The sequence below is a fragment of the Pseudarthrobacter sp. IC2-21 genome (assembly GCF_034048115.1).
GTDB classification, from domain to species: Bacteria; Actinomycetota; Actinomycetes; order Actinomycetales; family Micrococcaceae; genus Arthrobacter; species Arthrobacter naphthalenicus.
Map to the genome: position 1 here is coordinate 41,708 of NZ_CP139145.1, position 24,943 is coordinate 66,650.

The following is a 24,943-nucleotide window of genomic DNA, read 5'->3' on the forward strand; positions in this document are numbered from 1 at the left end:
AAGACGTGCCCGCCGACAATGAATCCCCGCAGAACCCGTCCCCCGCTGAACCTCGGGAGGCCGAGGCGCCCCGCGTGCTGCGTTTCGCCTACGTGGCCGGTGTGACGCCGGGGAAGTGGATCCGCCGCTGGGAAGAGCGCGTGCTGGATATTCCGCTGGAGCCGTTCATGTCCGACGACGGCGCGCAGCTGTCCGTATTAACTGACGGAACCGCGGACCTGTCCTTCGTCCGGCTTCCGGTGGAGCGCGAAGGCCTCAATGTGATCCCCCTGTACGAGGAGCAGCCCGTGGTGGTGGCTCCCAAGGGGCACGAGATTTCGGTGTTCGAGGAGGTGGCGCTGGACGACCTGGCGGAAGAGACGTTCCTGGACGTCGCCGAACTGGGCGGCCCGGAGATGGCCATGCAGGTGGTGGCGTCCGGCGCCGGCCTGGTGATCCTGCCGATGTCCGTGGCCCGGCATTTCAACGTCAAGGACACCGTGGCCCGGCGCCTGACGGGCGCGCCCGTCACCGAGATCGCGCTGGCGTGGCCCAGTGATTCGACGGACGAGATCATTGAGGAGTTCATCGGGATTGTCCGCGGCCGGACCGCGGCGAGCTCCCGGCAGCCCTCCGCCCAGCAGGAGAAGCCCAAGAAGGAACCGAAGCCGGACCGGCGCGGACCCGCCGTCAAGAAGCCCAAGGTGGCGCAGCGGTACGCGCCCAACCCGGACAAGGGCCGCGGGAAGGGCTCCCGGAAGAAGGGGAAGCGGTAGGGGAGGGGCGGGCTCGGCTGTGGCGGGGACGGCGCGAGATTCGCACTGACCCGCCACTCAGCCCTCGACTCCAAAGTGTCAGCTTGGGCTTTAGGGCATCCACAAAGGTATGTCCAGAAAAGGCCCAACGGACCCTATTCTGACGCACTAATCGACCGCTGCCTGACGTCAGGTTGGGGTGTACCTCATCGGCAAAGACTTCTTAGCGGTCCCACCATCGACCAGCTCCGCGAAGAAGCCACCGCGAACTTCAACGGTGATGGTGACGACCACTTCAAAGACGCCTCCTTTGTGAACGCAGCCAAAGAATGACACGAAGCCAAACTCCTCGCCGAAGGCGGCTTCACAGGCACCCAGGACAGACCCTGGAGCAACGCTACGAACACACCGAAGCCCAACTCTTCGCCCGCATCGAGGCCATGGGCCTGCGGCGTCGAGAGCCGCGTTACCGGCAACGACCGCAAGAATCCTAAGGGTGAAGGCGAACAGGCCGAACGCCGCCAAGTAGCCGAGGGTTTTTTACTGACATACGGCCTCCGGATCGCCGTCGAGCATCGCGCCATTACGGGCGCAATATCGGCGATCTCACCACCGAGCGATTGCAGCTGGTCCGTGAGATGCATGCTGGTGCCGCTGACAGCCCCAGATTTCAGAGGCCAATGTTTCTCCCCCTCTGAGTCGGTCCACTTGTGTGTGGGTCGCCTCTATCCAATTTGGGGCTTGGGTGGCGGGGCTGTTTGGGTTTACTGAAAGGTGTGCTCAGGGCCGGGGAACTGCCCGGACCGGACTTCATCGCCGTACGCCTTAGCTGCGTCGCTAAGTGTGGTCCGGATGTCTGCATACTGCTTGACGAATTTGGCCATTGTTCCTCCGCGCAGGCCAGCCATGTCAGGCCATACAAGGACCTGCCCCGTGGTTCCGTTCCCGGCCCCGATGCCGATCGTCGGAACTGAAACGGCGGCATCAACGGCTGATGCGGTTTCGGCCGGCACCATTTCCATGAGCACGCAGAAGGCGCCAGCCTCCGCCAAGGCTATGGCGTCCTCGATCAAACGCTGGGCATCATCCCCCCGGCCCTGCACTCGGTAGCCGCCAAGGGCATGCTCGCTTTGCGGGGTGAATCCTATGTGCGCCATCACAGGAATGCCGGCTTCGACCATTGCCCTCACAGTTTCCGCGTAAAAGCCACTCACTTCGATCTTCACTGCGTGGGCGAAGCCTTCCTTTAGGAAACGGACACCCGTGGACACCGCCTGTTTCGCGGATACTTCGTAACTGCCGAACGGCAGATCGGCGACTACGAGGGCGCGCGTGGCAGAACGAGCAACTGCCCGGCAGAGCGGCAGCAGTTCATCAACTGTGACGGGCAGGCTGGTTTCGTTTCCGAAGACGTTGTTGGAAGCCGAATCGCCTACGAGGAGAACCTCAATTCCCGCTTGGTCGAAGATTTCTGCAATGTACTGTTCGTAAGCCGTGAGCATGGCGAAACGCTGGCCGTTCCACTTCGCCTGCTGCAGATGATGGGTCCGGATCCTGCCGGCGGGTCTCGATGTAATCTCCGAAGCCGGATCTCCGGGCCCGTAAGGACCATTTCCGTAGGGAGCCGGAACGTCACCGGAAGCGCCGTTATCAGTGCTGTCGCTGAAATCCATGAATTAGTTCACCGCCCTGTTGTTCAATGCGAAGGGCGGGCGGATCAGCCCGGGGGTGATGCCTTCAGCGGGATCGTTGCCGAGCCGAAGGATCCGGTTGTGGTGGTCCACGTGTACAACCTTAGGGTCGTAGAACTTAGCTTCTTCCGTGGTCATGTTCGCGTAGGTGATGAGAATGACTGTGTCGTTTTCCTGAATCAGGTGTGCGGCAGGCCCGTTTATACCGATGACACCGGAGCCACGTTCGCCAGCGATGGTGTAGGTCTCCAGGCGTGCGCCGTTGGTGACGTCCACAATCGCAACTAGCTCGCCGGGCAGGATATCAGCGGCCTCCAACAGGTCCAGGTCTACGGTGACGGAGCCGACGTAGTGCAGGTCCGCGTGCGTGACCGTGGCGCGGTGGATTTTGGACTTGAACATCATACGAGTCATCAAATGCATTGGAGATTACACCCCTAAAAAGGTTCGTTGACGCGGGTGGCGTAGCGGGCGAGTACGGATAGTCGTGTCAAGGATAGAAGAGCCAGAAGGAGCAACCTGTGTCGTTTGCCCCGAACAGGTCGGACACTTCCTCGAAGTGGCACTCAGCAATCGGTTCCTGTGCTTCATCCGGGTGATTCTGAAGGTCAACGTAGGCTGCAGTAGGAGATGAAAATGCCGTTGTTGAGGAGAGTAAGGCCCAGAAAAGGGCGAGATGGTTCGGACCCTGACTGAACTGATGAGGTTGCATGAATGAATCTGAATGTAACTAGCGGAAACAAGGCGTTCGAAAAAACCCAGAGTCGGTACGATTCACGAGGAATCCACGCTTGCGTTCGACCAAGAAGCTGCTGAATCGCAAGCGACGGCGGGAATGACCTTCCGTACATCTTGCGGAGTCCGAGGATTTCTAGCATATTGCTTCCTCTCATGGTCTTGACGTCATTCGCTTGTAACAGATGCGTGGTCTGCTACCAGTCTCGTGCTTGGGGACTTTAGTGAAAGCGGGCCTCTAACCGTTGAGTGATTTCAGGCCCGTTGCGGTGCCGACAGTCATTAGGGCTGCGACACGGTGGCTTTCGATTTCAAACCGTGTCAGGAGCCGCAGCAACTCGTTCCGGTCTGCCGGACTCCAGCTTCCCAGCAGATCAACGACCAAGGAGTTCCCGGAACGTTCCAATGATATTGCTGCCCTCCGGCCGGACTCCGTGAGTCCGATCAGCGTGGCGCGCGAGTCGCGGGGGTCGCTGGTGCGTTCAACCATGCGCGCCTGCGCGAGACGCGTGGTGATCTTAGAGATATTAGAGGCGCCGGTGACCATGCGCGAAGCCAGCGCCGAGGGCCGTTGGGCGCCGAAGGAATTTAGGATAGTGAGAATTTTCAACGCACCCGGATCAAAGTGGAGATCCTCACGTCTTGCTACCGCCGTGATGAACTCGGGAGCAGTCCACTGGGCCAGGATTCCGCGGAGAGCGCGGATCAGGCCTGCATTTTCTTCGGCCGTGGCCTCTGAACTAAGCATCGGTTCCACCGTCTACTCGCAGCACGACGCCGGTGACGAAGCTTGCCTGCCCGGACAGCAGAAAGGCTGTGGCGTTGGCGATGTCGTCGGGCTGGCCAAGGCGCTTCATCGGAATCTCTGCAGTGTATCCGGCTTTGGCCTCCGGTGGCAGAGAGGCCAAAGCCGCGGTTTCAATGGCTCCAGGTGCCACCGCGTTGATGCGGATTCCCAAGGCGGCGTTTTCCTTGGCAACACTGCGGGTGAGGGAAACAACCCCATGCTTTGCGGCACCGTAAGGGGTTAGTTGAGGAGTGGCGCTGATGCCGGCCAGAGAGGCGATGTTCACAATGGAACCACGTCTCTGCCCCACGAAGTGGGCGATCTGTGACTGCAGGGCCAGAAAGGTACCACGCAACGTCACATTGATGGTGCGGTCCCACTCATCGGCAGTGATGTCCTGCACCGGCTTGGGCATGGCACCGATCCCTGCGTTGTTCACCGCCAGATCCAGGCGTCCGAAGTGTTGAAGGGCGAAAGGCACTAGATCGTGGACTTGGGCAGCCTCCGCTACGTTGGCGTGCCTGTAGGCCGCCCGCCCTCCGGCACCTTCGATGAGGGCGACCGATTCGGTGCCAGCGGCATCGTTGACGTCGGAGACGATGATCGCCGCCCCTTCCGCTGCCAGGCGCAGGGCAATGGCGCGGCCGATGCCGGCGCCTGCTGCGGTGACAAGTGCCACTTGGTTTTCAAATAGCATGGCTAGTTCTCCTCATGGCCTGTGAACATGCTGTCGCGAGGACAGCATATACCTGGGGTTTGGACCACAGCGCCTGCCCGGCTCTCAGCGCCGCCGAGTGGGGGTCCCACACGGGCACGCCTGCTCGCCGAACGCTTGGTAGATTCCAACCCGGCTGGCGTAAGTTAGCGCAGCGGAATACCTCTGGGTCGCAGGTGATCAGCGATGAGAGATCGGACACGAAAAGATGTTGCCCAAATCACATTTTATGAACTAGAGTCTAGTTTCAGTTCCTTTTCCATTGCCGATGTGGCCCTCTGGGGCCCGATGGCGCGTCCAAGACACTGGAGTGATTATGCCGTTATCCCTTACCGCAGAGCAGACGGATCTGGCTGCTTCGGTTTCCGACTTTGCCGAACGCTTTGCCGGCATCTTGGAGACACGGAAGCAGTTGGAAAATTACGGCGACGGCGGGCGTCCGTCCTACTGGGCGGAGCTGGTGGACAATGGACTCCATGCGCTGCATATTGCAGAGGAGCGGGGTGGCCAAGGCGGAGGCGTGATGGATACGGCCGTTGTGATCGAGGAATTCGGTCGTCGTCTGGTTCCTGGCCCTTATGTTTCGACCGTCCTCGCAAGTGCAGCTCTTGCCGGAGCCGATGCATGCAAAGCATCAGCACAAGGTTTGGATCTCTTTGCCGGCGGAGCGTTGGGCTCGCTTCTCTTGCGCCCGGCTTCCTTCGTGGCTACTGCCACCAAGGACGGATGGTTCCTGCAGGGCAGCGCACCGGTCGCCTCGCTTCTTTCGGCCGAGTACTTGGTCGTGGGATTCCGCGCCGACGAGGTGACCCGATTTGCACTGATCGATGTCCGTAGTCCTGGGGTGAGTCGACTTCCGGCGCGATGCTCGGACCTGACCCGCGATGCAGGCGTCCTGGAACTTGCTGGAGTCGTAATCGATTCCGAGGCGGTATTGGAAGGATTGAGCGAAACCTACGTCGAAACCCTCCAGGCTGCCCTGCTCGCGGTCGAAGCCGCGGGCATCATGCGGTGGGCGGTCGAGGCGTCCACAGACTACGCCAAGCTACGCGAACAGTTCGGCGCCCCGGTCGGCTCCTTCCAAGCCATCAAACACAAATGCGCTAACCTGCTCATTGCCGCCGAACTTGCCGTCGCCGCGGCGTGGTCGGCGCTTGTGGCCTTGGAACAGGACGAGGACCAGCAAAGGCTGGCAGTGGGGTCGGCCATTGAAGCGGCCATTGTTCCATCAGTCGAGGCCGTCACCGAAGCGGTCACAATCTTTGGCGGCATCGGTTTCACTTGGGAACATGACGCCCACCTTTACTGGCGCCGGGCCATGACGCTTGCCGCGCAGGTGGCATCGCTAGAGGGTCACCTTGTCTCCGCAGGCAAGACCGCCGTGGAGCTGGAACGGCATATTGATATTGAATTGCCCGACGAAGATCCGACTTTCCGTGCACGCATCGGTCAGTTGCTGGACCAGGCGGCGTCGTTGAGCAACGAACACGACGGGGGGCGCTGGTATTCGCGCGGCTCTCAGCGCAGCTTCCTGGCCGGACACGGCTTGGCAGCCCCGCACTGGCCAGCACCCTATGGGCTTGGCGCCAGTCCTGCCCAGCAGGTGGTGATCTCCCAGGAGTACTCCCGCCGCCGGCTAACCCAGCCCTCGTCAGTCATCGGGGAGTGGGCCTTGCCTACGATCCTGGCGTACGGCACCCAAGAAATAAAAGACAAATTCGCGCTCCCGACCTTGCTCGGTGAACTGATTTGGTGCCAACTTTTCTCTGAACCCGGTGCCGGATCCGACCTTGCCGGACTGGCGACGCGAGCTACAAAGGTCGAAGGCGGCTGGGAGGTAACGGGACAAAAAGTCTGGACCTCGGGCGCCCACGAAGCCGACTGGGGAATCTGCCTCGCGCGAACTGACGCTGAAGTGCCAAAGCACAAGGGCCTGAGCTACTTCCTCGTCGATATGCGCACTGCCGGGGTGGAGATCCGCCCGCTTAAGCAGTCGACCGGAGAGTCGGAATTCAATGAAGTTTTCCTCGACTCTGTCTTCGTTCCCGACGCTTATCTCCTGGGTGAACCCGGCCAGGGGTGGCGTATCACCGCCACCACGCTGCAAAACGAACGAACCCAGATTTCTTCGGGTGTGTCCGTCGGAACCGAGGATGCGCTGCGAACGCTGATTCGCCAGGCTCGGTTCACCGGCAGTGAGAGCGAGGCTTTCGCCTCACTCGGACGTATCGGGGCCATGAGCTCAGCCATAGGCGCCCTGAACCTGCGTGAGACCCTACGGCAGGTCAATGGCATGCTACCCGGAGCAGGTTCCTCCCTGGCGAAGGTTGCGCATGCGCGGCTTGCCCGTGAGGCTGCTTCGCACGTCCTGCGTCTTGCCGGTCCCGGGGCGCTCTTTGCCGACGCGCCCGGTGACGCGGTCACCGGCCAACTTGCCGTACCGCAGGTTCTCATTGGCGGTGGCACCGTGGAAATCCAACTCAACGTCATAGCCGAACGGATTCTGGGGCTCCCCCGCGGCTAGCGCCTGCCGGACTACCAACAGTGACGCCCCTATCAGCCTCAACTACTCACGGCTTCACCGAAAGGAACCATTTCGCATGACAACGTTGACTAGCGATATTGATAACCTGCAGAACCTGGATTCCCGCCGACTGCGTGAACTTCTGGAACCAAAGTCCGTGGTCATCATAGGCGCGAACAGCAACTCCACCTGGTCCCATTTCACGCACAGCAACCTAATCGCTGGAGGATTTGAGGGCGAGCTCTACTTGGTCAACCGGCGCGGCGAAGAATGTCATGGCCAGGCGTCCTTTTCCTCGATATCCGCGCTGCCCGAGGCCCCGGACCTGGCAATCGTCCTCACCGGCACCAATTCACTGGAGACCATCCTTGAGGAGGCCCGGCTTAAGGGCATCCGCAACCTGATCCTGCTGGCCTCAGGCTTGGGCGAAGCCGGTGAAGAAGGCCAAGCCTTACAGGCGAGGCTCGTGGAGCGGGCCCGTGCGGCAGGACAGCTCATCCTGGGACCCAACAACCTTGGCTTTATTAACTCCCATGCCAAAGTGGCCGCCTTCAGCCACATGACCCAGATGCCTTTGGTCTCCGGCAGCGTGGGGGTGGCCAGCCAGTCCGGTGCCCTGGCCATCTACCTGCTGCCTTACATGGCCTCGCGCGGAGTGGGCTGTTCGATTGCGGTGACGGTCGGCAACGAGGCCATGGTTTCCGCCATCGACGTCATGGGAGTGTTGGTCGAGGACAAAAACACCAAGGTCATCGCCGCATACCTGGAGCAGATTTCGGATCCGGCGCAGTTTCTGGAAGTTGCCGCCCGGGCCCGTGCAGCGGGCAAACCGATCGTAATTTTCAAGGCCGGGCGCGGTGAGGCCTCGGCGCGGGTGGCTGCAGCCCACACCGGTTCGCTGGTGGGCGACGACAAGGTCATCGACGCTGCCTGCCAGCAGTTCGGCGTCATCCGGGTCGAAAACATTGAGGACCTAGTGGCCACTGCAGGCATCATCGAATCCTACGGTGCCCTGGCCGGAAACCGGATGGGAGTGGTGACCGGCTCCGGGGCTATGTGCGCCCTGGTGGCAGACAAGGCGGAGGCCGCAGGCCTGGAGCTGCCCACCCCCGCAGAGAGCACTGTGCAACGGCTGCATGACGCGGGCCTACCTTCCTCCGCCACGGTGAACAACCCCCTGGACACCACCGGGTACATTTCGGTTGATCCCACGATTCTCACCAAGGCCAACCAGTGCTTTATCGACGACTCCAACTTCGACTTCATTGTGGTCAACGGATCATGGCCAGCTAACCAGGCCATGGTTGACATGTCCCGGCTGACAGGGGATGAACTGTTGCGGCAGTTGAAGTCCTCACCCAAACCGGTCATCCCGATGAGTTTCCTGCCCACCGAGGTCACCGAATTTGGACGCCAGTATGCAGCCGAACACGGCTACCCGCACGCTTCGGATTCGTTCGACCGCGGCATCCCCGCAGTGGCCCGAAGTATCTGGTGGGGCAAACGCACCGCGGAACTCGCGAACGACGGCGAACTTCCAGTGCCGCCCCGCATCGCCAAACCCGCAGGCGCGGAGAAGTGGACGGAGGTCCAGGCCGGGGAGTTCCTGCGTGAACACGGTGTGCCATACGTCCCTGCCGTAATTGCCACCTCCGCGCAGACCGCCGTGGCGGCAGCGCAGTCCATGGGCTATCCGGTGGTACTGAAGGTAGCCTCGGAAGATATCGCCCACAAGACCGACGTCGGCGGGGTCCGCCTGATGCTCCAGGACGCCGAAGCAGTTTCCGAAGCCTACGACTTCATCCGCACCTCCGTGGCCAAGCTGGCACCCGAGGCCCGTATCCAAGGTGTGGCCGTATCGCCCATGCGTCCGGCCGGCACAGAACTGTTGGTAGGCATCGTCCGCGACCCGCAGTGGGGCCTCGTGCTCGCTGTAGGATTCGGCGGGGTCATGGTGGAGATCCTCAAGGATTCCGCGCTGCGCCTGGTCCCGGTGGGACCGGCTGAAATACGCCGCATGCTCGAATCCCTCAAAGGAATCGACCTCCTCACCGGATTCCGCGGCGCCGAGGCAACCGACCTCGATGAACTCGCCGCAGCGATATTCAAGATTTCCCAGGTCGCCGTCGGACTGGGGGATGAACTCGAGGAACTGGAAATCAACCCGCTGCGGGTATCCGGAAACCAGATCGAGGCGTTGGACGCTTTGATCCGGTGGAAGGACCGCTGATGCCGCGCGCAGCGTTCCTGCCCGGGGAGCCGGTGGTAGCGTGGAGTCATCACTGGATTTTCAAGCAGGAGGCGAATGATGGTCGGACTCCTCTCGAGCGAAACCATCACACTTCCCTCGTACCAGTTGGTACGCCGGCAACGGATTCTGGATGCGGCAAAGCTGCTCTTGCGGGCCAACGACTACGAGTCAATCCAAATTCGCGATGTGGCCTCCGAGGCGAACGTGGCATTGGGAACGCTGTACAGGTATTTCTCCTCCAAGGAACACCTCTACGCGTACGTCGTCTACGACTGGGCCGTGCCCTTCAGCGCCCGGGACGAATCCTGGGCGCTGAACCTGAACACCACCCAGCGAATTACCCAGCGCCTGCGCATGGCACTGGCGGCCTTCGAGAAGCAGCCGAACTTCTACAAAGCGATCATCGTTTTGCGTTCGACGTCGGACCTGGAGGTTTCGGCGCTGATGCAACGGCTCGGCGAGGTTCTGGAGAAACCCATCCGGGCGGACTTTTCGATGCTGGATCCAGAAGAGGCAGCGGACATCACGGCAATGGTCTGGTGCGTCCTGATGGACCTGGTCGCACGCTTGGCCTCCGGGGACAAGACCATGGTGGAAGCCAACCGCATTCTGGACCGCTTCGTGGCGATGATTGGTCTGCGGTTGGAGCAGCTCGAAGCCGGACGCGCTTAGCTTCCAAGTGCGGGGCGCCAGAATGAGCGCCCACGAACTGGACCATGTCGCCTTCGCGGTCTCCGACTGGCGCGCGGCGGGAGAAATGTTGCACCAGGAACTGGGTGCACGCTGGGCCAGCGGCTTCAAGATGCCGGCCTTCAGCCCCTGCCAACTCGCCTTGGCCGCGGACATGCGCCTTGAACTTCTGGAGCCGGGAACGGAACAGAAATCCTTTGTCCAACGTTTCCTGCACGAAAACAATGGCAACGCGGCACCACACCACATCACCTTCAAAGTGCACGATATCCACGCAGCGATAGCAGGTGCGCAAGCAGAGGGGATAGAACCGGTCCTGGTCAACGTCGCCCACCCGCTCTGGCAGGAGGCATTCCTGCATCCCAGGGATACGGGGTTTGGTTTCCTGACCCAATTGGTGCAGACACCGCAGAGCATTGAAGAGATCACCGAGAACAACAATGACTTCAACAGCTCCTGTCCGTGGGAAGAAACAGAAAAACCGCGCTCACAGCTTCCCGTTGTCTTTGGCCAGGTAGGCGACCTGGAGCGCGCCGCCCATGTCCTTCGAACCGTCCTGGGGGCCGCCGACTACCCGCTACCCGGGGAACCCGCAGCCAAAGGATTCCACTGGGCGGAGGGCGCAGACCTGATCCTGCAGGAAACCACCACTCCCACCGGCAAGGCGGGAATCCTGGCGCTGGGCGTCGTGCCTGCGTCAGAACACTGGGACGGCCCCCTCAGCCCGGGGCTGGTGGAGTTACTGCAGGCGGGGTCGCACCACGCCGAACTCGGGATCAGGATTTCTCCGCTGCCCGCTGCGGTGCCGGTGACTACCGGCTAGGACCAGCTAGCCCTGCACAAACAACCTCCAAAAACCCGCCCTGGCTCCGGACACCCAAAAACAGTGCACCACGCATGCCAAACCATCAGAAATAAGGAGAAAGACACCATGGGACTTCGAGGAGAAGCCGCAATCCTTGGCTATTTTGAACTGCCGCCGGAACGCAAGCTGACGCGTGAAAAGACCTTCAACCTGGAGCAGTGGGCCCGGCTGTCGAAGGCCGCGCTGGACGACGCCGGCCTGGACGCCTCCGACGTCAATGGAATAGTCACCCCACAAATCGGGGAAGCGGACATGTTCGTCCCGTCTACCATCACCGAGTACTTGGGCATCGACGCAAACTTTGCCGAAATCGTCGACCTGGGCGGTGCCGGCTCCGCCGCCGCCGTATGGCGTGCCGCCGCCGCAGTGGAACTTGGGCTCTGTGATGCCGTGCTGGTGACCTTCCCCGGAACCCACGACGTTCCGACCCACGAACGTCGTCCGTTCGTCATGAATGACAAGATGTACTTCGGTGCGTCATCGAACGCCTACGGCTCCCCGCAGGCGGAGTTCGAAATCCCCTACGGCAACCTCGGACAGAATGGCCCCTACGGCCAAATAGCCAAACGCTACGGCCACGAGTTCGGGTACGACGAACGCGCCATGGCCAAGATCGCCGTGGACCAGCGCACCAACGCTTGTGCCACCCCTGGCGCTGTCTTCCACGGCAAGCCGATCACCATCGAGGACGTGCTGGCATCACCCATGGTCGCCGATCCCTTACACATGCTCGAAATCGTCATGCCGTGCCAGGGCGGAGCGGCAGTGGTGATCGGCAGCCTGGAGCTGGCCAAAAAGTCCCGGAACCGTCCGGTCTGGATCAAGGGCTTCGGCGAGCGGGTTCCCTACAAGACACCCACCTACGCCAAGGACCTGATGTACTCCCCGATGGTCCATGCGGCCGATCAGGCGTTCACCATGGCAGGCATCGACCGCAAGGACGTGGACATGGTCTCGATCTACGACTGCTATTCCATCACGGTACTGATGAGCCTGGAGGATGCAGGCTTCGCTGAAAAGGGCAAGGGCATGCAGTTCGTGAATGCACACGACCTGACCTTTCGCGGCGACTTCCCGATGAATACTGCCGGCGGCCAACTGTCCTTCGGCCAGGCGGGCATAGCCGGAGGGATGCACCACGTGATCGATGGGGCCAGGCAGATCATGGGCCGTGCCGGTGAGGCACAGGTTGCCGACTGCAATCGTGCCTTCGTCACCGGCAACGGCGGCATCATGAGCGAACAGACGGCACTGATTTTCCAAGGCGAATAGGAGAACACCATGAGCACCACATACACCCCACCCGTTCTTGAACGGCCAATGCCCGTACCGACCCCGCTGACCAGGCCCTTTTGGGATGCGCTGACCGAGCATAAGATCCGCATTCAGTACTCTCCGTCGGTGGGGGAGTACATCTTCTATCCGCGACCCCTCGCCCCCGGCACCCTCGCAGACGATCTGGAATGGCGGGAGATCTCCGGCGCCGGAAGCCTCTACACCTATACGATCTCCACCCGACCGGTCGCTCCGCATTTCGCCAACGAGGGCACCCTGGTGCTCGCCGTGGTGCAGTGGGACGAAGGCCCGAAGTTTTCCACCGAACTGATCAATGTCGCCGCGGAAGACATCCAAGTGGGCATGCGGTTGAAACCGGTCTACTGCGACTACCCGGAAGCGGGAATTACCATGCTGCGTTACGAACCGGAGAGCTGAAATGAACACGAGGACTGAATTTGCCTTGCCGCCGGTGACCTTGCGCATCGGCGGGCAGGCGCGCAGCGTGGGCGCGGGAATCCACCAGCACATCAACCCGGCAACCGGCCAACCTGATGCGACGGTCCCGCTGGCCGGGGCGGCAGAGGTCGATGAGGCGGTCAACGCCGCACACCAGGCCTTCAGCATCTGGCGCACCACCCCCGCCGGAGCCCGGGCCAAAGCGCTGCTGAAGCTGGCGCAGTTGGTTGAGGAGCACACGGAGGAATTTGCCGACCTCGCCATCGCGGACAACGGCATCGCACGATCCACCGCCACCGCCACAGTGGCCGCGGCGGTGGAATGGATCCGCTACTACGGCGGCTGGGCAGACAAGCTGCCGCTGGGCCGGATCACCTCGGTGGTGGGTGCCGGCGGCTCCTTCGGGCATACGCTGCGCCAGCCCTACGGGGTGATCGGCGTGATAATCACCTGGAATGCCCCGCTGATGTCCTTGGCAATGAAGGTGCCGGCAGCCCTTGCCGCCGGAAACACCGTGGTGGTCAAACCCAGCGAGTTGACTCCCTTCAGTGCCATGCTGTTCGCCGATCTCATCAGCGAAGCCGGCATACCCGCGGGCGTCTTCAACGTTATCCCCGGGGGTGCCGAGGCAGGCGCGGCCTTAGTGGAGCACCCCTTGGTGAAGAAGGTGACATTCACCGGTGGCCCCGCAACGGCACGGAAAATCACCACCGCCTGCGCACAAACGTTCAAGCCGGTGCTCCTGGAACTCGGCGGCAAATCGGCGAACCTCATCTTTGCCGATGCAGACCTTGAGGCCGCAGCCATGTATTCCGCCTTCATGGCGTTCGGCGTGATGAGTGGCCAAGCCTGCGCCCTGCCAACCAGATTGCTGGTCGAGGACTCTATTTACGACGCGTTCGTGGCCAAGGTCGCTGCCATCGCCGCATCCTTCAAGGTCGGCAACCCCCAGGAACCCGATACCATCTGCGGCCCGGTCATCAACCAGGGCGCCATTGACCGTATCGATTCCATGGTCAAGCGGGCACAGGAACAAGGGGCCCGTGTTGTCACCGGGGGCCAGCGGCTCGACGGCGACCTGGCAGAAGGCTTCTACTACCCGCCCACCGTTCTGGCCGATGTGGATCCATCAAGCGAACTGGCCAAGAAGGAAGTTTTCGGCCCCGTTCTGGCCGCCATCCGCTTCTCCGATGAGGCAGAGGCCCTCGCTATCGCGAACGGCACGGAGTACGGGCTTTCCGGATCTGTCTGGACAGGCGATTCCCGCCGTGCCATCCGTCTGGCGGAAGCCCTGGAAACAGGGGAAGTGGCAGTCAACGGTGCCCCCATTGCGGTCGCCGAGCGGCCCTTTGGCGGCATAGGCCACTCGGGCAACGGCAACGAAGGCGGATTGGAGGGGCTTGAAGAGTTCTTCTGGACCAAGTCCGTGGCCTACGGGAACGGATAAATCCCGGGACGGCAAGGCATTCATCCCTGGCGGTCAATCGCCTGACGTGACCTCGACAGGGGTTCATGACCCGTGTCTCAGGCAGGCCAGGGTCGTTATCCGGTCCGCCGGGGATGAGCCGGCGTTTTCAACGCGGGGCACCGAAGCCCAAAGTTTGTCTGCCCCACAGCCGCTGGATGCCCCCATCTACCGGCCTATCACATCCTTCTTCACCGAACCGCGAAAGGCTGGACAACGATGTCCGCACCCTTGAATCCCAACACCCAGATTGCACGGGCGCTACGGCGCCCCGGTTTTGCCGCGATTGTTTCGGTACTAATTCTGGCCGAGATCGTCTCCGCGTTCGAACTGTCCATGATGTATGTGACACTGCCAACCCTGATCAAGGAATTCCAGGTCGACGCAAACACCGTCGTCTGGGTAGTTACCGCCTACCTCCTGGTGTCCGCCTCTGCCGGCGTGATGGGCGGACGGTTCGGGGACATGTACGGCCGGCGCAAGGTGCTGGTGGTCGTCCTGATCATTGCAGGCGCCGGATCACTCGTCTCCCTGTTAGGCGGCTCCCTAGGCATGATTATCCTTGGCCGGGCAATCCAGGGCGTCGCAGGTGCCGTGATGGGCCTGGCCTTCGGGCTGGCCCGCGAACATCTTGCGGAAGCCAGGATACCGGTTGGCGTTTCCATGATCGGTGCCTCCGCGCTGATCGCCGGAGCCGGCGGCGCCCTGCTGGCCGGGATCATGATCGACGTATATTCATGGCACGGTATCTTCGCATTCGCCGCGGTCCTTGCCATCGTGGCGGCGGTCGCGATCTGGTTTGTGATCCCCCGGGACATAGTGGTGAAGAACCACGAGAAGCCCGACTATCTCGGTTCACTGTTGCTGCCCATCGCTGTCAGCGCTATCTTGTTGGGCCTCTCCCACAGTTCCAAGTCAGGATTCGGCTCGATCGAATTCATTGGCCTGATGGGCGGAGGTGTTGCCGTGAGCCTTCTGTGGGTCTGGTGGGAGCTGCGTGTTGAATCGCCTATCGTAAACCTGCGCATGTTCAAGAACCGTCAGATTGCCTTGGTCATGACGGCCACGGTCCTCGCTGCCCTCGGCCCCGTTGGAGGGATGGCTGTTCCTTCACAGATGGTCATGCAGTACCCCACAGCTACCGGTTTCGGTCTGGGTTTCACAGCCACGAGTGCAGGAATGCTGGGCTTTGTAACGGCATTTGTAGGGTACCTCTTCTCACCCTTGGGAGGACGGATGGCCCACCGCTTCGGTGCCCGCCTGATTTTCATTACAGGCCTGCTCCTGATGGCCCTGGTCATCCCGGTCATTCTTCTTACCTTCGGCAACGTGGTGATGTTTGTGGTCGCCATGAGCGTGAACGGGATCGGCATTTCGCTGACTTATGGCGCACTGCCGAACGTGCTCATCGAAGCCGTACCGCAAACCCACACCTCAGAAACTGCCGGGACAAACACCATGGTCCGAAACGTGGGGCAGTCTGCGGCCTCAGCGATCGGCGCCTACATTCTGGCCAGTCACCAGAATCCCGCGACGACCGTGGTTGCACAGGAGGGGATCAGCCTCGCATTTGTCGTCGTGCTGACTTTTGCAGTGCTTTCGGTGCTGGTCGCGCTGCTGATGCGCCGCAACCCAGTGCCGTGGGTTCCCGAATCGGTCACGGAACGGAACGCCCGTCGAGGACGCACCGATGAGATGCCGGCCAACGCCGGGGGCGAGGCCAAGGTCACGACCATCGAGCGCCTCTGAGGGAGCATGCAGATCAGCCGGCAGCGCCACCTTCGATGTCAACCAATCACAAACAGGCCCTTGTGGCCCGAAAGAAAGCAAGGTCACCACATGACCCGCACCTACGTCGTCACCGGCTCTGCCTCAGGGATCGGTAAGGCCACCTCCGAGCTCCTCCGCGAGCGGGGACACCGCGTCATCGGAGTCGACCTCCGCAATGCCGACGTCGAAGCCGACCTCTCGACAACGCCCGGAAGGGAGCGCGCCGTCGCTGACGTGCTGACCGCTTCCGATTCTAAAATCGACGGGATTATCGCGGCCGCTGGCATCGCTGCGCCGAAGGCCCTTACCGTCGCCGTCAACTTCTTTGGCGTGACGGCCCTGCTCGACGGTCTTGCCGGGGCGCTTGCGCAGAGTGACTCGCCGCGCATGGCCGTAGTGAGCTCGATGGCGTCCCTGCAGGAGAATTCAGCGGAACTCGTCGACGCTCTCCTGGCCGGGGACGAGGACCTTGCACTGAAGATCGGCACGGCGCTCGAAGCGGAGGGATCCGAGGCCGGCTTCCTGAACTACACGTCGAGCAAGCGCGCGCTCTCCCGCTGGGTCCGCCGCGAGAGCATCGCTCCCCGTTACGCCGGAACCGGTATTCCCGTCAATGCCGTCGCTCCAGGCACTGTTCTCACACCGATGACCCGGGACCTGCTCGTTTCAGAGGAAGGCCGCACGATGGTCGATGCTGCCGTGCCGATGCCCCTCAACGGACATTCCGATCCTGTCGTCATCGCACGGCTTCTGGTCTGGCTGACGAGCGAAGAGAACACACACGTCACCGGACAGACCATCTACATCGACGGCGGGGCTGACGCGGCTCTCCGCGGCGACGACATCTGGAACTAGCCGACATCCGGCACTTCCGGTACAGCAGGACGCTGGTGGCACAACACTCCAAGCGGGGAGGACCTCTTTGGCGGCCACGCCAAGGCTTCGGGAGGTCTCCCGGTTCCGCACAGCGATGACTTCCGGGCTCGGGGTATCCGAGCGGATCTGTGAGGGTCCCCCTGAGGACTTCCGCCGGGCGGTCGCCGCCCGACGGAGGCGCCTCGCCCGGAAGCCCGGACCAGCCCGGCCGACCTGCGCGATCAGTACAGCTTTTCGTCTCGCGGCTCCGTAACCCGGATGTTCGAGGTTTGGAACATCCGGGTTACGGAGCGTGCCACTTTATCGGGCCGGCCCTGGAAGTCACCTCCCATGGGTAGGCCGCGAGCGCTTTCAACGGAGCCGCACCGTAGACAAGAACTAGAATCTCGTTATATTCTTTTAGTGATCCACACCACCACTAAGGGTGAGCCAAAACCACACGGGCCATAACCCGTGGTTAGGGGGAACGCCATGGCGATCCATGTACACAACATCGGGAAGCTGAGCGAGGGGGCTCCCTACTCTTGGGACTCCAAGGACGCCCTGCTCTACGCACTCAGCGTCGGCGCCGGCGCCCAAGATCAAACTCACAACCTCGCCTTCACGACCGAAAATTCGCGCGGCATCGAGCAGCGCGTGCTGCCGACATTCGCCGTGGTGCTTGGTGGCACCGGCGGATCCATGGATGAGATGGGAGACTTCAAGCTTTCGCAGGTCCTGCATGGCGGCCAGGCCATCACGCTGCACCGCGCACTGCCGAGCTCGGGATCGGTGATCCCGAGAGCCTGCATGAGCGCCGTCTACGACAAGGGCGCGAACGCCATCATTGAGCAGACCACGGAATTGCTGGACTCCCGGACACGCGAACCGGTGGCCACCAGCGTCACGTCCATGATTGTCCGCGGCGAGGGCGGCTTCGGTTCGGATTCCGTTCCACCGGATCACTGGGCTCTGCCGGGTCGTGCCGCCGACCTGAGCTTCACACAGAAAACATCGCTGGACCAGGCGTTGATTTATCGGCTGAACGGGGATCGGAACCCGCTGCATTCGGATCCGAAACTGGCAGGACTGGTCGGATTCGAGAAACCGATCCTGCACGGGCTGTGCACTATGGGGTTTGCCGGACGCGCCCTATTGGAAGGCGTCGCTGCTTCGGATCCCGATGCCTTCGGTTCGATGAGCGTCCGTTTTGCCGCACCGGTGGTTCCGGGCGATGAACTAACCACCAGCATCTGGCGGACGGAAACAGGTGCGATTTTCCAGGTGCTTGTGGGGGATACCGTGGTGCTCGACCGCGGCACTTACACACACCGGACCGCGGCACCAAGTCGCGGCTCCCAAGAACCGAAAACCGCAAGGGCATAGGGCCAAGGCAAGGAAGAGACAACCATGAAAATTGCAGTTCTCATTAAACAAGTCCCGGATACCGAAGACGAACGACACCTCACAGCAGCCGGTGCCGTGGACCGGACGGCAGGTGCGCAGGTTGCTGATGAAATTACAGAACGCGCGCTCGAAGCCGCACTACGGCTCAAGGATGCCGACAAGAGCGTGGAAATTGTCGCTGTCACCATGGGCGCGGCGTCCGCCGCGGAGGCCCTGCGCAAAGCCCTGTCCATGGGCGCAGATTCGGCGATTCACCTGATGGACGAACTCCTGGCCGGAGCCGATGCACTGACTACCGCGCGAGCGTTGTCCGGCGCCCTGAAGGACGAAGGTTTTGACCTGGTCATCGCCGGCAACGAATCCACCGACGGACGCGGCGGCGTTGTTCCCGCGATGGTGGCTGAGCTGCTCCAGCGCCCCTTACTGGGACCCCTGAACTCGCTGGATGTGCAGGGTTCAACGATCCGAGGGGAGCGCCAAGGCGTTGACGGCACCCAGAACCTCGTTGCCGCGCTGCCCGCCGTCATCTCCGTTACGGAACAATCCGGTGAGGCGCGGTTCCCTAAGTTCAAGGGAATCATGACCGCCAAGCGCAAACCGCTGGCGGTCCACGGCGCGGAAGTTGTCGGCCTCCCCATGCTTAACCACGCCGACGGAAATCTGGTGCTCCGTGCAGCCAAGCGCCCTGCGCGTACCGCGGGAACAAAGGTCCTGGATGACGGAAACGCAGCCCAGCAACTTGCCGCATACCTCAGTGCCGAAAACCTGATCTGAAAGGAATGCACGTCATGACCAACATTCTGGTAGCCATTGAATTGAGAGAGAACGGCACCCTGCGTCCGGGCAATGCCCATTTGCTGCGACTGGCATCTGCTCTGGGTGAACCAGTCGCGGTGGTAGCCGCCAATCCCGGCAGCAGCGCCGCGCTTGTAGCCGAGCTCGGCGCGCTCGGTGCTGCGAACGTTTTCATCGTCGAAACCGAAACGGTCACCAGCCACGTAGCAGCCGCCTCCGTTGCAGCACTCGCCGAGGCCATCACCAGCTTCGCACCGAGTGCTGTCATCGCCTCCAACAGTGCAGATGCCCGCGAGACCATTGGCCGTCTATCCGCCCGCACCTCAAACCCTGTCATGCTCGAGGCCCTTGAGGTGCGAAATCAGGACGGCAAAATCATTGCCACCCACTCGGCCTTTGGCGGAAATTATCACACCGAGTCCACCATCGGAACGGGAATTGCGCTGATCACTGTGTCCTCCACCGGTACAGAAGCACCGGCCCCCGTGGCGGAGCCGCAAAGCAGCGTTAGCCGGCTCGAGGTTGCGACCGGTGCTGCGGCTGCCATCGAAGCGACCCATGTGCGCGTCTCCGCCCCTGGCCGCCCCGAGCTTCGCACAGCAAAGATCGTGGTCTCAGGAGGGCGTGGCCTGGGCTCAAAGGAGAACTTCCTGCTGATCGAAGAACTGGCTGACGTCCTGGGGGCAGGGCTGGGGGCCTCGCGCGCTGCCGTAGATTCCGGGTATGTCCCGCAAAGTCATCAAGTCGGCCAGACCGGTGTCAGCGTGGCACCGGAACTGTACATCGCCGTAGGGATCTCGGGCGCAATCCAGCATCGCGCCGGAATGCAGACCGCCAAGCGCATCGTAGCGATCAATAAGGATGAGGACGCACCGATTTTCGACATTGCCGACTTCGGCATTGTGGGAGATTTGTTCACGATTCTGCCCCAGCTCAAGGCGGCTATCCAGGAACGCAGCAACGTCGGCGCTGGCGTCTAAGGGGAGATGACATGCCATTGCTGACCACACCAGGATCGCCACCCAACGCGGAGACTAAGACGCGGACGTCCCTGATCAAACCGGTGCTGATTGCCGTGGCTGCCATGGCCGTGGTGGTCCTGGTGGCCAAGGCTGTCCGTGGACTGGACGCGGTCCAGGACTTTCTTCTGATGTATCCGGGGCACAGCGCTCTGCCGGCGAATGCGCCGATCGGGCTGCCGGCCTGGCTGGGTTGGCAACACTTCCTCAACGCCTTCTTCATTGTGCTGATCATCCGCACGGGCTGGCAGGTCCGCACCACTGCCCGCCCCAAGGCGTACTGGACGCGGAAGAACACGGGCCTGTTCAAAACCAGGAACAAGCCCGGCAAGATCAGCTTGGAGCTCTGGTTCCACCTGAGCCTCGACGTGCTTTGGCTGCTCAATGGCCTGGTGTTCGTGGTGCTGCTGTTCGTCACCGGCGGGTGGATGCGCATCGTGCCAACCAGTTGGGACATTTTCCCCAATGCGCTAAGCACGGCTCTCCAGTATGCGTCGCTCAACTGGCCGGCTGAAAACGGCTGGGTCAACTACAACGCCTTGCAGGTGCTGGCCTACTTCGCCATCGTCTTCATCGCCGCCCCGCTGGCCGCCGTGACAGGCGTGCGCATGAGCCCGGCCTGGCCCAAGGGCAACACCTTGCTGGACAATGCCTACCCAATTGACCTGGCCCGTAAGATCCACTTCCCCGTCATGCTCTTCTTTACCGCGTTCGTCGTGATGCACGTGACGCTGGTGCTGTCCACTGGCGCCATAAGGAACCTCAACCACATGTTCGCTACACGCGACGATGCCGGATGGCTCGGCTTCTGGATCTTCCTATTATCGGTCGCAGTGATGGTCGGCGCCTGGCTGCTGGCCCGGCCGGTCTTCCTGCGCCCGCTCGCCATGCTGACGGGCAAGGTTACGAAGTAGTCTCACCGTCCGCTGATGATCCCTCTGACACGAGCGGACAGCTGCAGTCCATTGGTCCATACCTGTTAACCCCATGATTTGGTACCAGCAGGCCTCAACCCGGCCGGTAAATCTTACGGCCCCCAATTGGCGTCTCCGACGGCCAACGCCTAGTCAACGATGAAAGGCAAGCTCATGCATCTACGTTCTTCCCCGGAGATTACGAATCTGCGCGAGGAGCTCCGTTCCTACTTCGTGAACCTCCTGACCGATGAAGTACGCGCAGGACTGCGCGAAGAGGGCGAAGCGGGCGGCCCGATACACGCGGCAATCCAGGCTCAGATGGGCCGCGACGGGTGGCTCGGCATCGGCTGGCCCACCGAATACGGCGGCCAGGGCCTGGGCCCGGACGCGCAGTTTGTGTTCTACGACGAGGCCTACCGCGCCGATGCTCCAATCCCCATGATCACCATGACCACCGTTGGTCCGACGCTCATGAGCCAGGGGACCCAGGAACAGAAGGATTACTTCCTTCCCAAGATCCTCGCGGGTGAATGCATCTTTGCCATCGGCTACACCGAACCCGAAGCAGGCACCGATCTCGCTTCCCTGACCACCCGCGCGGTGCGCGACGGCGATGAGTATGTCATCACTGGCAGCAAGGTCTTCACCTCAGGCGCCGACGGCGCCGACTGGATCTGGCTTGCCGCACGCACAGACCAGGATGCCCCCAAGCACAAGGGCATCTCACTGATCCTGGTCCCCACCACGGCACCGGGATTCGCTGCCACGCCCATCCATGCCTTGGGCGGGGTCAGCACCACGGCCACCTACTACGACAAAGTCCGTGTTCCTGTCGCCAACGTGGTCGGCAAGGAGAACGAAGGCTGGCAGATGATCACCACTCAGCTCAATCACGAACGCGTGGGGTTGGCTGCATTCAGCGGCATCTGCGAGGGTCTTCTGGACGACGTTCGCGAATGGGTGGTCGATCAGCAAACAGCCGAGGGTAAGCCGCTGGGCGGCGAACCGTGGGTGCGTCATCTGCTGGCAACCTCCACCGCCCGCCTACGTGCCATGCGCCTGATGAATTGGAAGCTCGTGGAAACCACCGCTCGTGGCGAACTCGATCCGGGCTCCGCCTCTGCCGCCAAGGTCTTCGCCACCGAAACGGTTGTCGATGTGTACCGTTCCTTGCTGGAAGTCGTGGGTTCCGGAGCCTCGCGCGTCACCAGCGCACCCTGGCGCTTCGATACCGGGCGCCTGGCCCTCATGAACCTGAGTGCCCAAATTAACACCTTCGGCGGCGGCGTCGCCGAGATCCAGCGCGAGATTGTTGCCTGGACCACCCTCGGAATGGCAAGGAAGGCGCGATGAGCCCCGCAAGCATTCACAGCACGCTACAGGCCCCCAACATGGAATTCACCTTGGGGGAGGACGAGCAGTCGGTTGCCGACCTCGCGGCCCAGATTTTCTCGCATCTGAGCAGCGACACCCTTCATGTCGCCTCTGAGCGAGCCGGCGAAACCTTTGACCGCACGCTCTGGGAACAGCTCGCAGAGGCAGGCCTGATCGAAGCCCTGCTTTCCGTCGACGAAGACTCCCCGGGACTGGGCATGGTAGGCGTGGCCCTGATCGCCCGTGCCCAGGGACGCCATCTGGGCCGTGTCCCTTTCATCACCACTGCTGTCGCCGCACTCGCGCTGGCCGAATTCGGTGGTGGACGCGACGCCCTTGAGAGCATCAGCGACGGAACCGCACGCGTGGGCGCTTTGCTGCCCGAGGTTCGTCACCGTATCACCGGCCGGCCGTTGGCAGAAGGTTGGGCACTGAACGGTCGTATTGAATTCGGCTATGTCGTTCCCAGCTCAACTCACCTCTTGGTTCAGTTCCACACCGAAGCCGGCGAACAAATGGCCCTGATCGAGGTGGAGCGCGCCGGAATCGATGTGGATCAATTTGAGGGAATCTCCAAGCAGCAGCACGCCGCGTTGGTCTTTGACAATGTGCTGGTGTCGCATGAAGACCTGGTGGGGGCAGATCGCCCCGCCGGCGAGGTTTCGGCATGGATACGCCCCCGGTTGCTCACTGCCGCGGCTGCAATCATTGCCGGTGCCTGCGAGGAGGCAGTACGCCGCACCGCGGCCTACGCCTCGGAGCGCGAGCAGTTCGGCCGCCCAATCTCCACCAACCAAGGTGTGGCAATGCGCGCCGCCGACGCCTACATCGATTCCGAGGTCGCCTGGCTGACCACCATCGACGCCGCATGGCAGCTGGACAATGACGGCGACGGCGAATTGGCCGCGTTCGCAGCCTCCTGGTGCGCCCGTGAGGGTGGTTTCCGTGCTGTCCACGCAACCCAGCACCTGCACGGTGGCATGGGCGCCGACCTGGACAATCATATCCACCGCTTCTTTGTCTGGGTTCGCGAACTTGACGTGCTTTGGGGTTCTGCCGGTCAAGTGGCAGAGGAACTTGCCCGCGTGATTCTCCCGCTGGACCAGCCATGAGCGTCGGCTCTGTCGTTGAGTCCGAGTCGGTGGTTGGCCGCAGCGTCGGTTCGATCCTGACGATCCTGGTTTTCGCGGAGGTGATCGCCGCATTCGAGACCTCGATGGCCGTCCAGTTGCTCTATGCGCCGGGGGACTTCTTCACCACGGACTTGTCCCAGCTGGTATGGGTAGTCACCTCCTATTCGCTGGTAGCAGCCGTCGCCACCGGATTCGTGGGCCGACTGGGCGACCAGTTTGGCCGGCGCAGAATCTTGGTTGCCATCTTGCTGATTTCAGCAGTGGGTTCCGTTATCAGCGCCGTGGCCCCAACCTTCGGCGTGCTCGTTGCGGGACGCGCTTTGCAGGGTGTCTCCGGCGCCGTGCTTCCGCTGGCCATCGGCATGGTCCGTGCCACCTTCCCGGCCGCAAAGACCAGCCTGGGCATCGCTGTGGTGAGCACCTCGGCTCTCATCGCCGGCGCCACGGGCGTGCTCGCCGGAGGTTTGTTCCTGGACTACGCCACCTGGCACTACATCTTCTGGACCGCGGCCATTGCGGCGACCCTCGCTGCGGCCCTTGTGCACTTCGGCATCGTCAAAGAACCTCGAGAATCCCTGGCGGGGGCCGGCCGGATTGACTACTTGGGCGGCTTCCTCTTTGGTGCGGCCGTCGCTTCGACCCTCTACGGTTTGACGCTGAGCAAGAGCAGGGGGTGGACGGACTTTCCGGTGCTCGCCTTTGTGCTCGGTGGACTGATCGTCCTGGCGCTGTGGATCAAGTGGGAGCTGCGCACACAAGAGCCAATGATCAACGTGAGGATGTTTGGCCAGCGCAAGTTTGCCTTGGGCATGCTGGCCACCGCGCTGATCGCCGTGGGTCCGATCGGAACCATGGGCATCCTGACCGTGACGATCTACCGTTCTCCGGGCAGCATCGCATTGGCCGATGGCACCCAAATGGCGTTACCGGTGGGCCTGGGCCTGAGCGCCACCATGACAGGTGTCCTGGGATTCATCACCGCCGCTGCGGCGTTCGCCATTTCGCCGGTGATCGGCAAGGTTTCGGCCCGCTTCGGTGCTCGCATGGGGTTGATGACCGGGTCGCTGCTGACCATTATCGGCCTGCTCATCATCTGCCTGGCTCCCGGCCAGCCTGCGGCGGTCATAACCGGCCTCGTGGTCACGGTCTTTGGCACCGGATTCCTGTATTCCGGAATGCCCACCGTGATCGTGGAGTGCGTTCTTCCGGAACAGACCAGCACCGCCACGGCCGTCAATGCGGTGACCCGTACGACCTTCCAGGCCGTTGCAGCCTCCATCGTTGGCCTGATGCTCGCCTTCTCGCCTGTTGTTGCGGGCAAGAGCACGTTTGTTTCGCTCTCAGGACTCTTCCTCGTAGCGGGCGTACTCATCGCCATCTGCCTCCTGACCATTGCCGTGGTCTTCTTCATTCCCCCCGCTAGGAACCCTCAGCGCACGGGAAGCCGAAACCCGGCAATGCAACACACACCTAAGGACTAAC

At 62.0% G+C, this 24,943-nt stretch carries 21 protein-coding genes; 17 read left to right on the plus strand and 4 right to left on the minus strand.

Going from position 1 to position 24,943, the window contains the following annotated elements; translation table 11 throughout:
- The first annotated feature begins 5 nt into the window (after nucleotides 1-5).
- Nucleotides 6-755 carry a LysR substrate-binding domain-containing protein gene (locus tag SBP01_RS00230; RefSeq protein ID WP_320537053.1) on the plus strand — a complete coding sequence of 250 codons (750 nt, stop codon included), beginning with the start codon at nucleotides 6-8 and terminating at the stop codon, nucleotides 753-755.
- 743 nt (nucleotides 756-1,498) lie between these two features.
- On the opposite strand, the gene panB is transcribed toward SBP01_RS00230, so the two are convergent.
- From panB to SBP01_RS00250, 4 genes are all read right to left on the minus strand, one after another.
- A complete protein-coding gene (gene panB, locus SBP01_RS00235) occupies nucleotides 1,499-2,407 on the minus strand; it encodes a 3-methyl-2-oxobutanoate hydroxymethyltransferase (RefSeq protein ID WP_320537054.1) in 909 nt (302 codons plus the stop codon).
- A gap of 3 nt (nucleotides 2,408-2,410) precedes the next feature.
- Complete coding sequence (gene panD / locus SBP01_RS00240) at nucleotides 2,411-2,839, minus strand: aspartate 1-decarboxylase (RefSeq protein ID WP_320537055.1); 429 nt, start codon at nucleotides 2,837-2,839, stop codon at nucleotides 2,411-2,413.
- A gap of 559 nt (nucleotides 2,840-3,398) precedes the next feature.
- Nucleotides 3,399-3,908 (minus strand): MarR family winged helix-turn-helix transcriptional regulator, encoded by a 510-nt coding sequence (locus SBP01_RS00245; protein ID WP_320537056.1) that lies wholly within the window; start codon nucleotides 3,906-3,908, stop codon nucleotides 3,399-3,401.
- Nucleotides 3,901-4,644, minus strand: coding sequence for an SDR family NAD(P)-dependent oxidoreductase (locus SBP01_RS00250; protein WP_320537057.1), 744 nt, complete (start codon nucleotides 4,642-4,644; stop codon nucleotides 3,901-3,903). The genes SBP01_RS00245 and SBP01_RS00250 overlap by 8 nt, the downstream gene beginning before the upstream one ends.
- 334 nt (nucleotides 4,645-4,978) lie before the next feature.
- On the opposite strand from SBP01_RS00250, the gene SBP01_RS00255 reads away from it, so the two are divergent.
- The 16 genes from SBP01_RS00255 (at nucleotide 4,979) to SBP01_RS00330 (ending at nucleotide 24,942) form a co-directional block, all read left to right on the plus strand.
- Nucleotides 4,979-7,186: an acyl-CoA dehydrogenase gene (locus SBP01_RS00255; RefSeq protein ID WP_320537058.1), complete on the plus strand. Its 2,208-nt coding sequence runs from the start codon at nucleotides 4,979-4,981 to the stop codon at nucleotides 7,184-7,186.
- A gap of 76 nt (nucleotides 7,187-7,262) precedes the next feature.
- Nucleotides 7,263-9,416: an acetate--CoA ligase family protein gene (locus SBP01_RS00260; RefSeq protein ID WP_320537059.1), complete on the plus strand. Its 2,154-nt coding sequence runs from the start codon at nucleotides 7,263-7,265 to the stop codon at nucleotides 9,414-9,416.
- A gap of 75 nt (nucleotides 9,417-9,491) precedes the next feature.
- A complete protein-coding gene (locus SBP01_RS00265; RefSeq protein WP_320537060.1) occupies nucleotides 9,492-10,109 on the plus strand; it encodes a helix-turn-helix domain-containing protein in 618 nt (205 codons plus the stop codon).
- Nucleotides 10,110-10,131: 22 nt separating this feature from the next.
- On the plus strand, nucleotides 10,132-10,950 hold the full coding sequence (locus SBP01_RS00270) for a VOC family protein (RefSeq protein ID WP_320537061.1): 819 nt from the start codon (nucleotides 10,132-10,134) through the stop codon (nucleotides 10,948-10,950).
- Nucleotides 10,951-11,058: 108 nt separating this feature from the next.
- Nucleotides 11,059-12,264: a thiolase family protein gene (locus tag SBP01_RS00275; RefSeq protein WP_320537062.1), complete on the plus strand. Its 1,206-nt coding sequence runs from the start codon at nucleotides 11,059-11,061 to the stop codon at nucleotides 12,262-12,264.
- A gap of 9 nt (nucleotides 12,265-12,273) precedes the next feature.
- Nucleotides 12,274-12,705: a Zn-ribbon domain-containing OB-fold protein gene (locus tag SBP01_RS00280; protein ID WP_320537063.1), complete on the plus strand. Its 432-nt coding sequence runs from the start codon at nucleotides 12,274-12,276 to the stop codon at nucleotides 12,703-12,705.
- Nucleotide 12,706: 1 nt separating this feature from the next.
- The gene (locus SBP01_RS00285; RefSeq protein WP_320537064.1) at nucleotides 12,707-14,173 is read left to right on the plus strand and encodes an aldehyde dehydrogenase family protein; all 1,467 of its coding nucleotides are present in this window, start codon (nucleotides 12,707-12,709) and stop codon (nucleotides 14,171-14,173) included.
- 237 nt (nucleotides 14,174-14,410) lie between these two features.
- A complete protein-coding gene (locus SBP01_RS00290) occupies nucleotides 14,411-15,940 on the plus strand; it encodes an MFS transporter (protein WP_320537065.1) in 1,530 nt (509 codons plus the stop codon).
- 90 nt (nucleotides 15,941-16,030) lie between these two features.
- Nucleotides 16,031-16,816, plus strand: a complete 786-nt coding sequence (locus SBP01_RS00295) for an SDR family oxidoreductase (RefSeq protein WP_320537066.1) — start codon at nucleotides 16,031-16,033, stop codon at nucleotides 16,814-16,816.
- A 492-nt stretch (nucleotides 16,817-17,308) separates the two neighbouring features.
- Nucleotides 17,309-18,202 carry a MaoC/PaaZ C-terminal domain-containing protein gene (locus SBP01_RS00300; protein WP_320537067.1) on the plus strand — a complete coding sequence of 298 codons (894 nt, stop codon included), beginning with the start codon at nucleotides 17,309-17,311 and terminating at the stop codon, nucleotides 18,200-18,202.
- 24 nt (nucleotides 18,203-18,226) lie between these two features.
- The gene (locus SBP01_RS00305; RefSeq protein WP_320537068.1) at nucleotides 18,227-18,997 is read left to right on the plus strand and encodes an electron transfer flavoprotein subunit beta/FixA family protein; all 771 of its coding nucleotides are present in this window, start codon (nucleotides 18,227-18,229) and stop codon (nucleotides 18,995-18,997) included.
- Between the two features lie 14 nt (nucleotides 18,998-19,011).
- Entirely contained in the window at nucleotides 19,012-19,998 is a 987-nt protein-coding gene (locus SBP01_RS00310; protein WP_320537069.1) for an electron transfer flavoprotein subunit alpha/FixB family protein, read from the plus strand.
- Between the two features lie 11 nt (nucleotides 19,999-20,009).
- Nucleotides 20,010-20,951, plus strand: a complete 942-nt coding sequence (locus SBP01_RS00315; RefSeq protein WP_320537070.1) for a cytochrome b/b6 domain-containing protein — start codon at nucleotides 20,010-20,012, stop codon at nucleotides 20,949-20,951.
- 174 nt (nucleotides 20,952-21,125) lie between these two features.
- On the plus strand, nucleotides 21,126-22,307 hold the full coding sequence (locus SBP01_RS00320) for an acyl-CoA dehydrogenase family protein (RefSeq protein ID WP_320537071.1): 1,182 nt from the start codon (nucleotides 21,126-21,128) through the stop codon (nucleotides 22,305-22,307).
- On the plus strand, nucleotides 22,304-23,440 hold the full coding sequence (locus SBP01_RS00325) for an acyl-CoA dehydrogenase family protein (protein ID WP_320537072.1): 1,137 nt from the start codon (nucleotides 22,304-22,306) through the stop codon (nucleotides 23,438-23,440). Before SBP01_RS00320 ends, SBP01_RS00325 begins: the two co-directional genes overlap by 4 nt.
- The gene (locus SBP01_RS00330) at nucleotides 23,437-24,942 is read left to right on the plus strand and encodes an MFS transporter (protein ID WP_320537073.1); all 1,506 of its coding nucleotides are present in this window, start codon (nucleotides 23,437-23,439) and stop codon (nucleotides 24,940-24,942) included. The genes SBP01_RS00325 and SBP01_RS00330 overlap by 4 nt, the downstream gene beginning before the upstream one ends.
- Nucleotide 24,943: the final 1 nt, after the last annotated feature.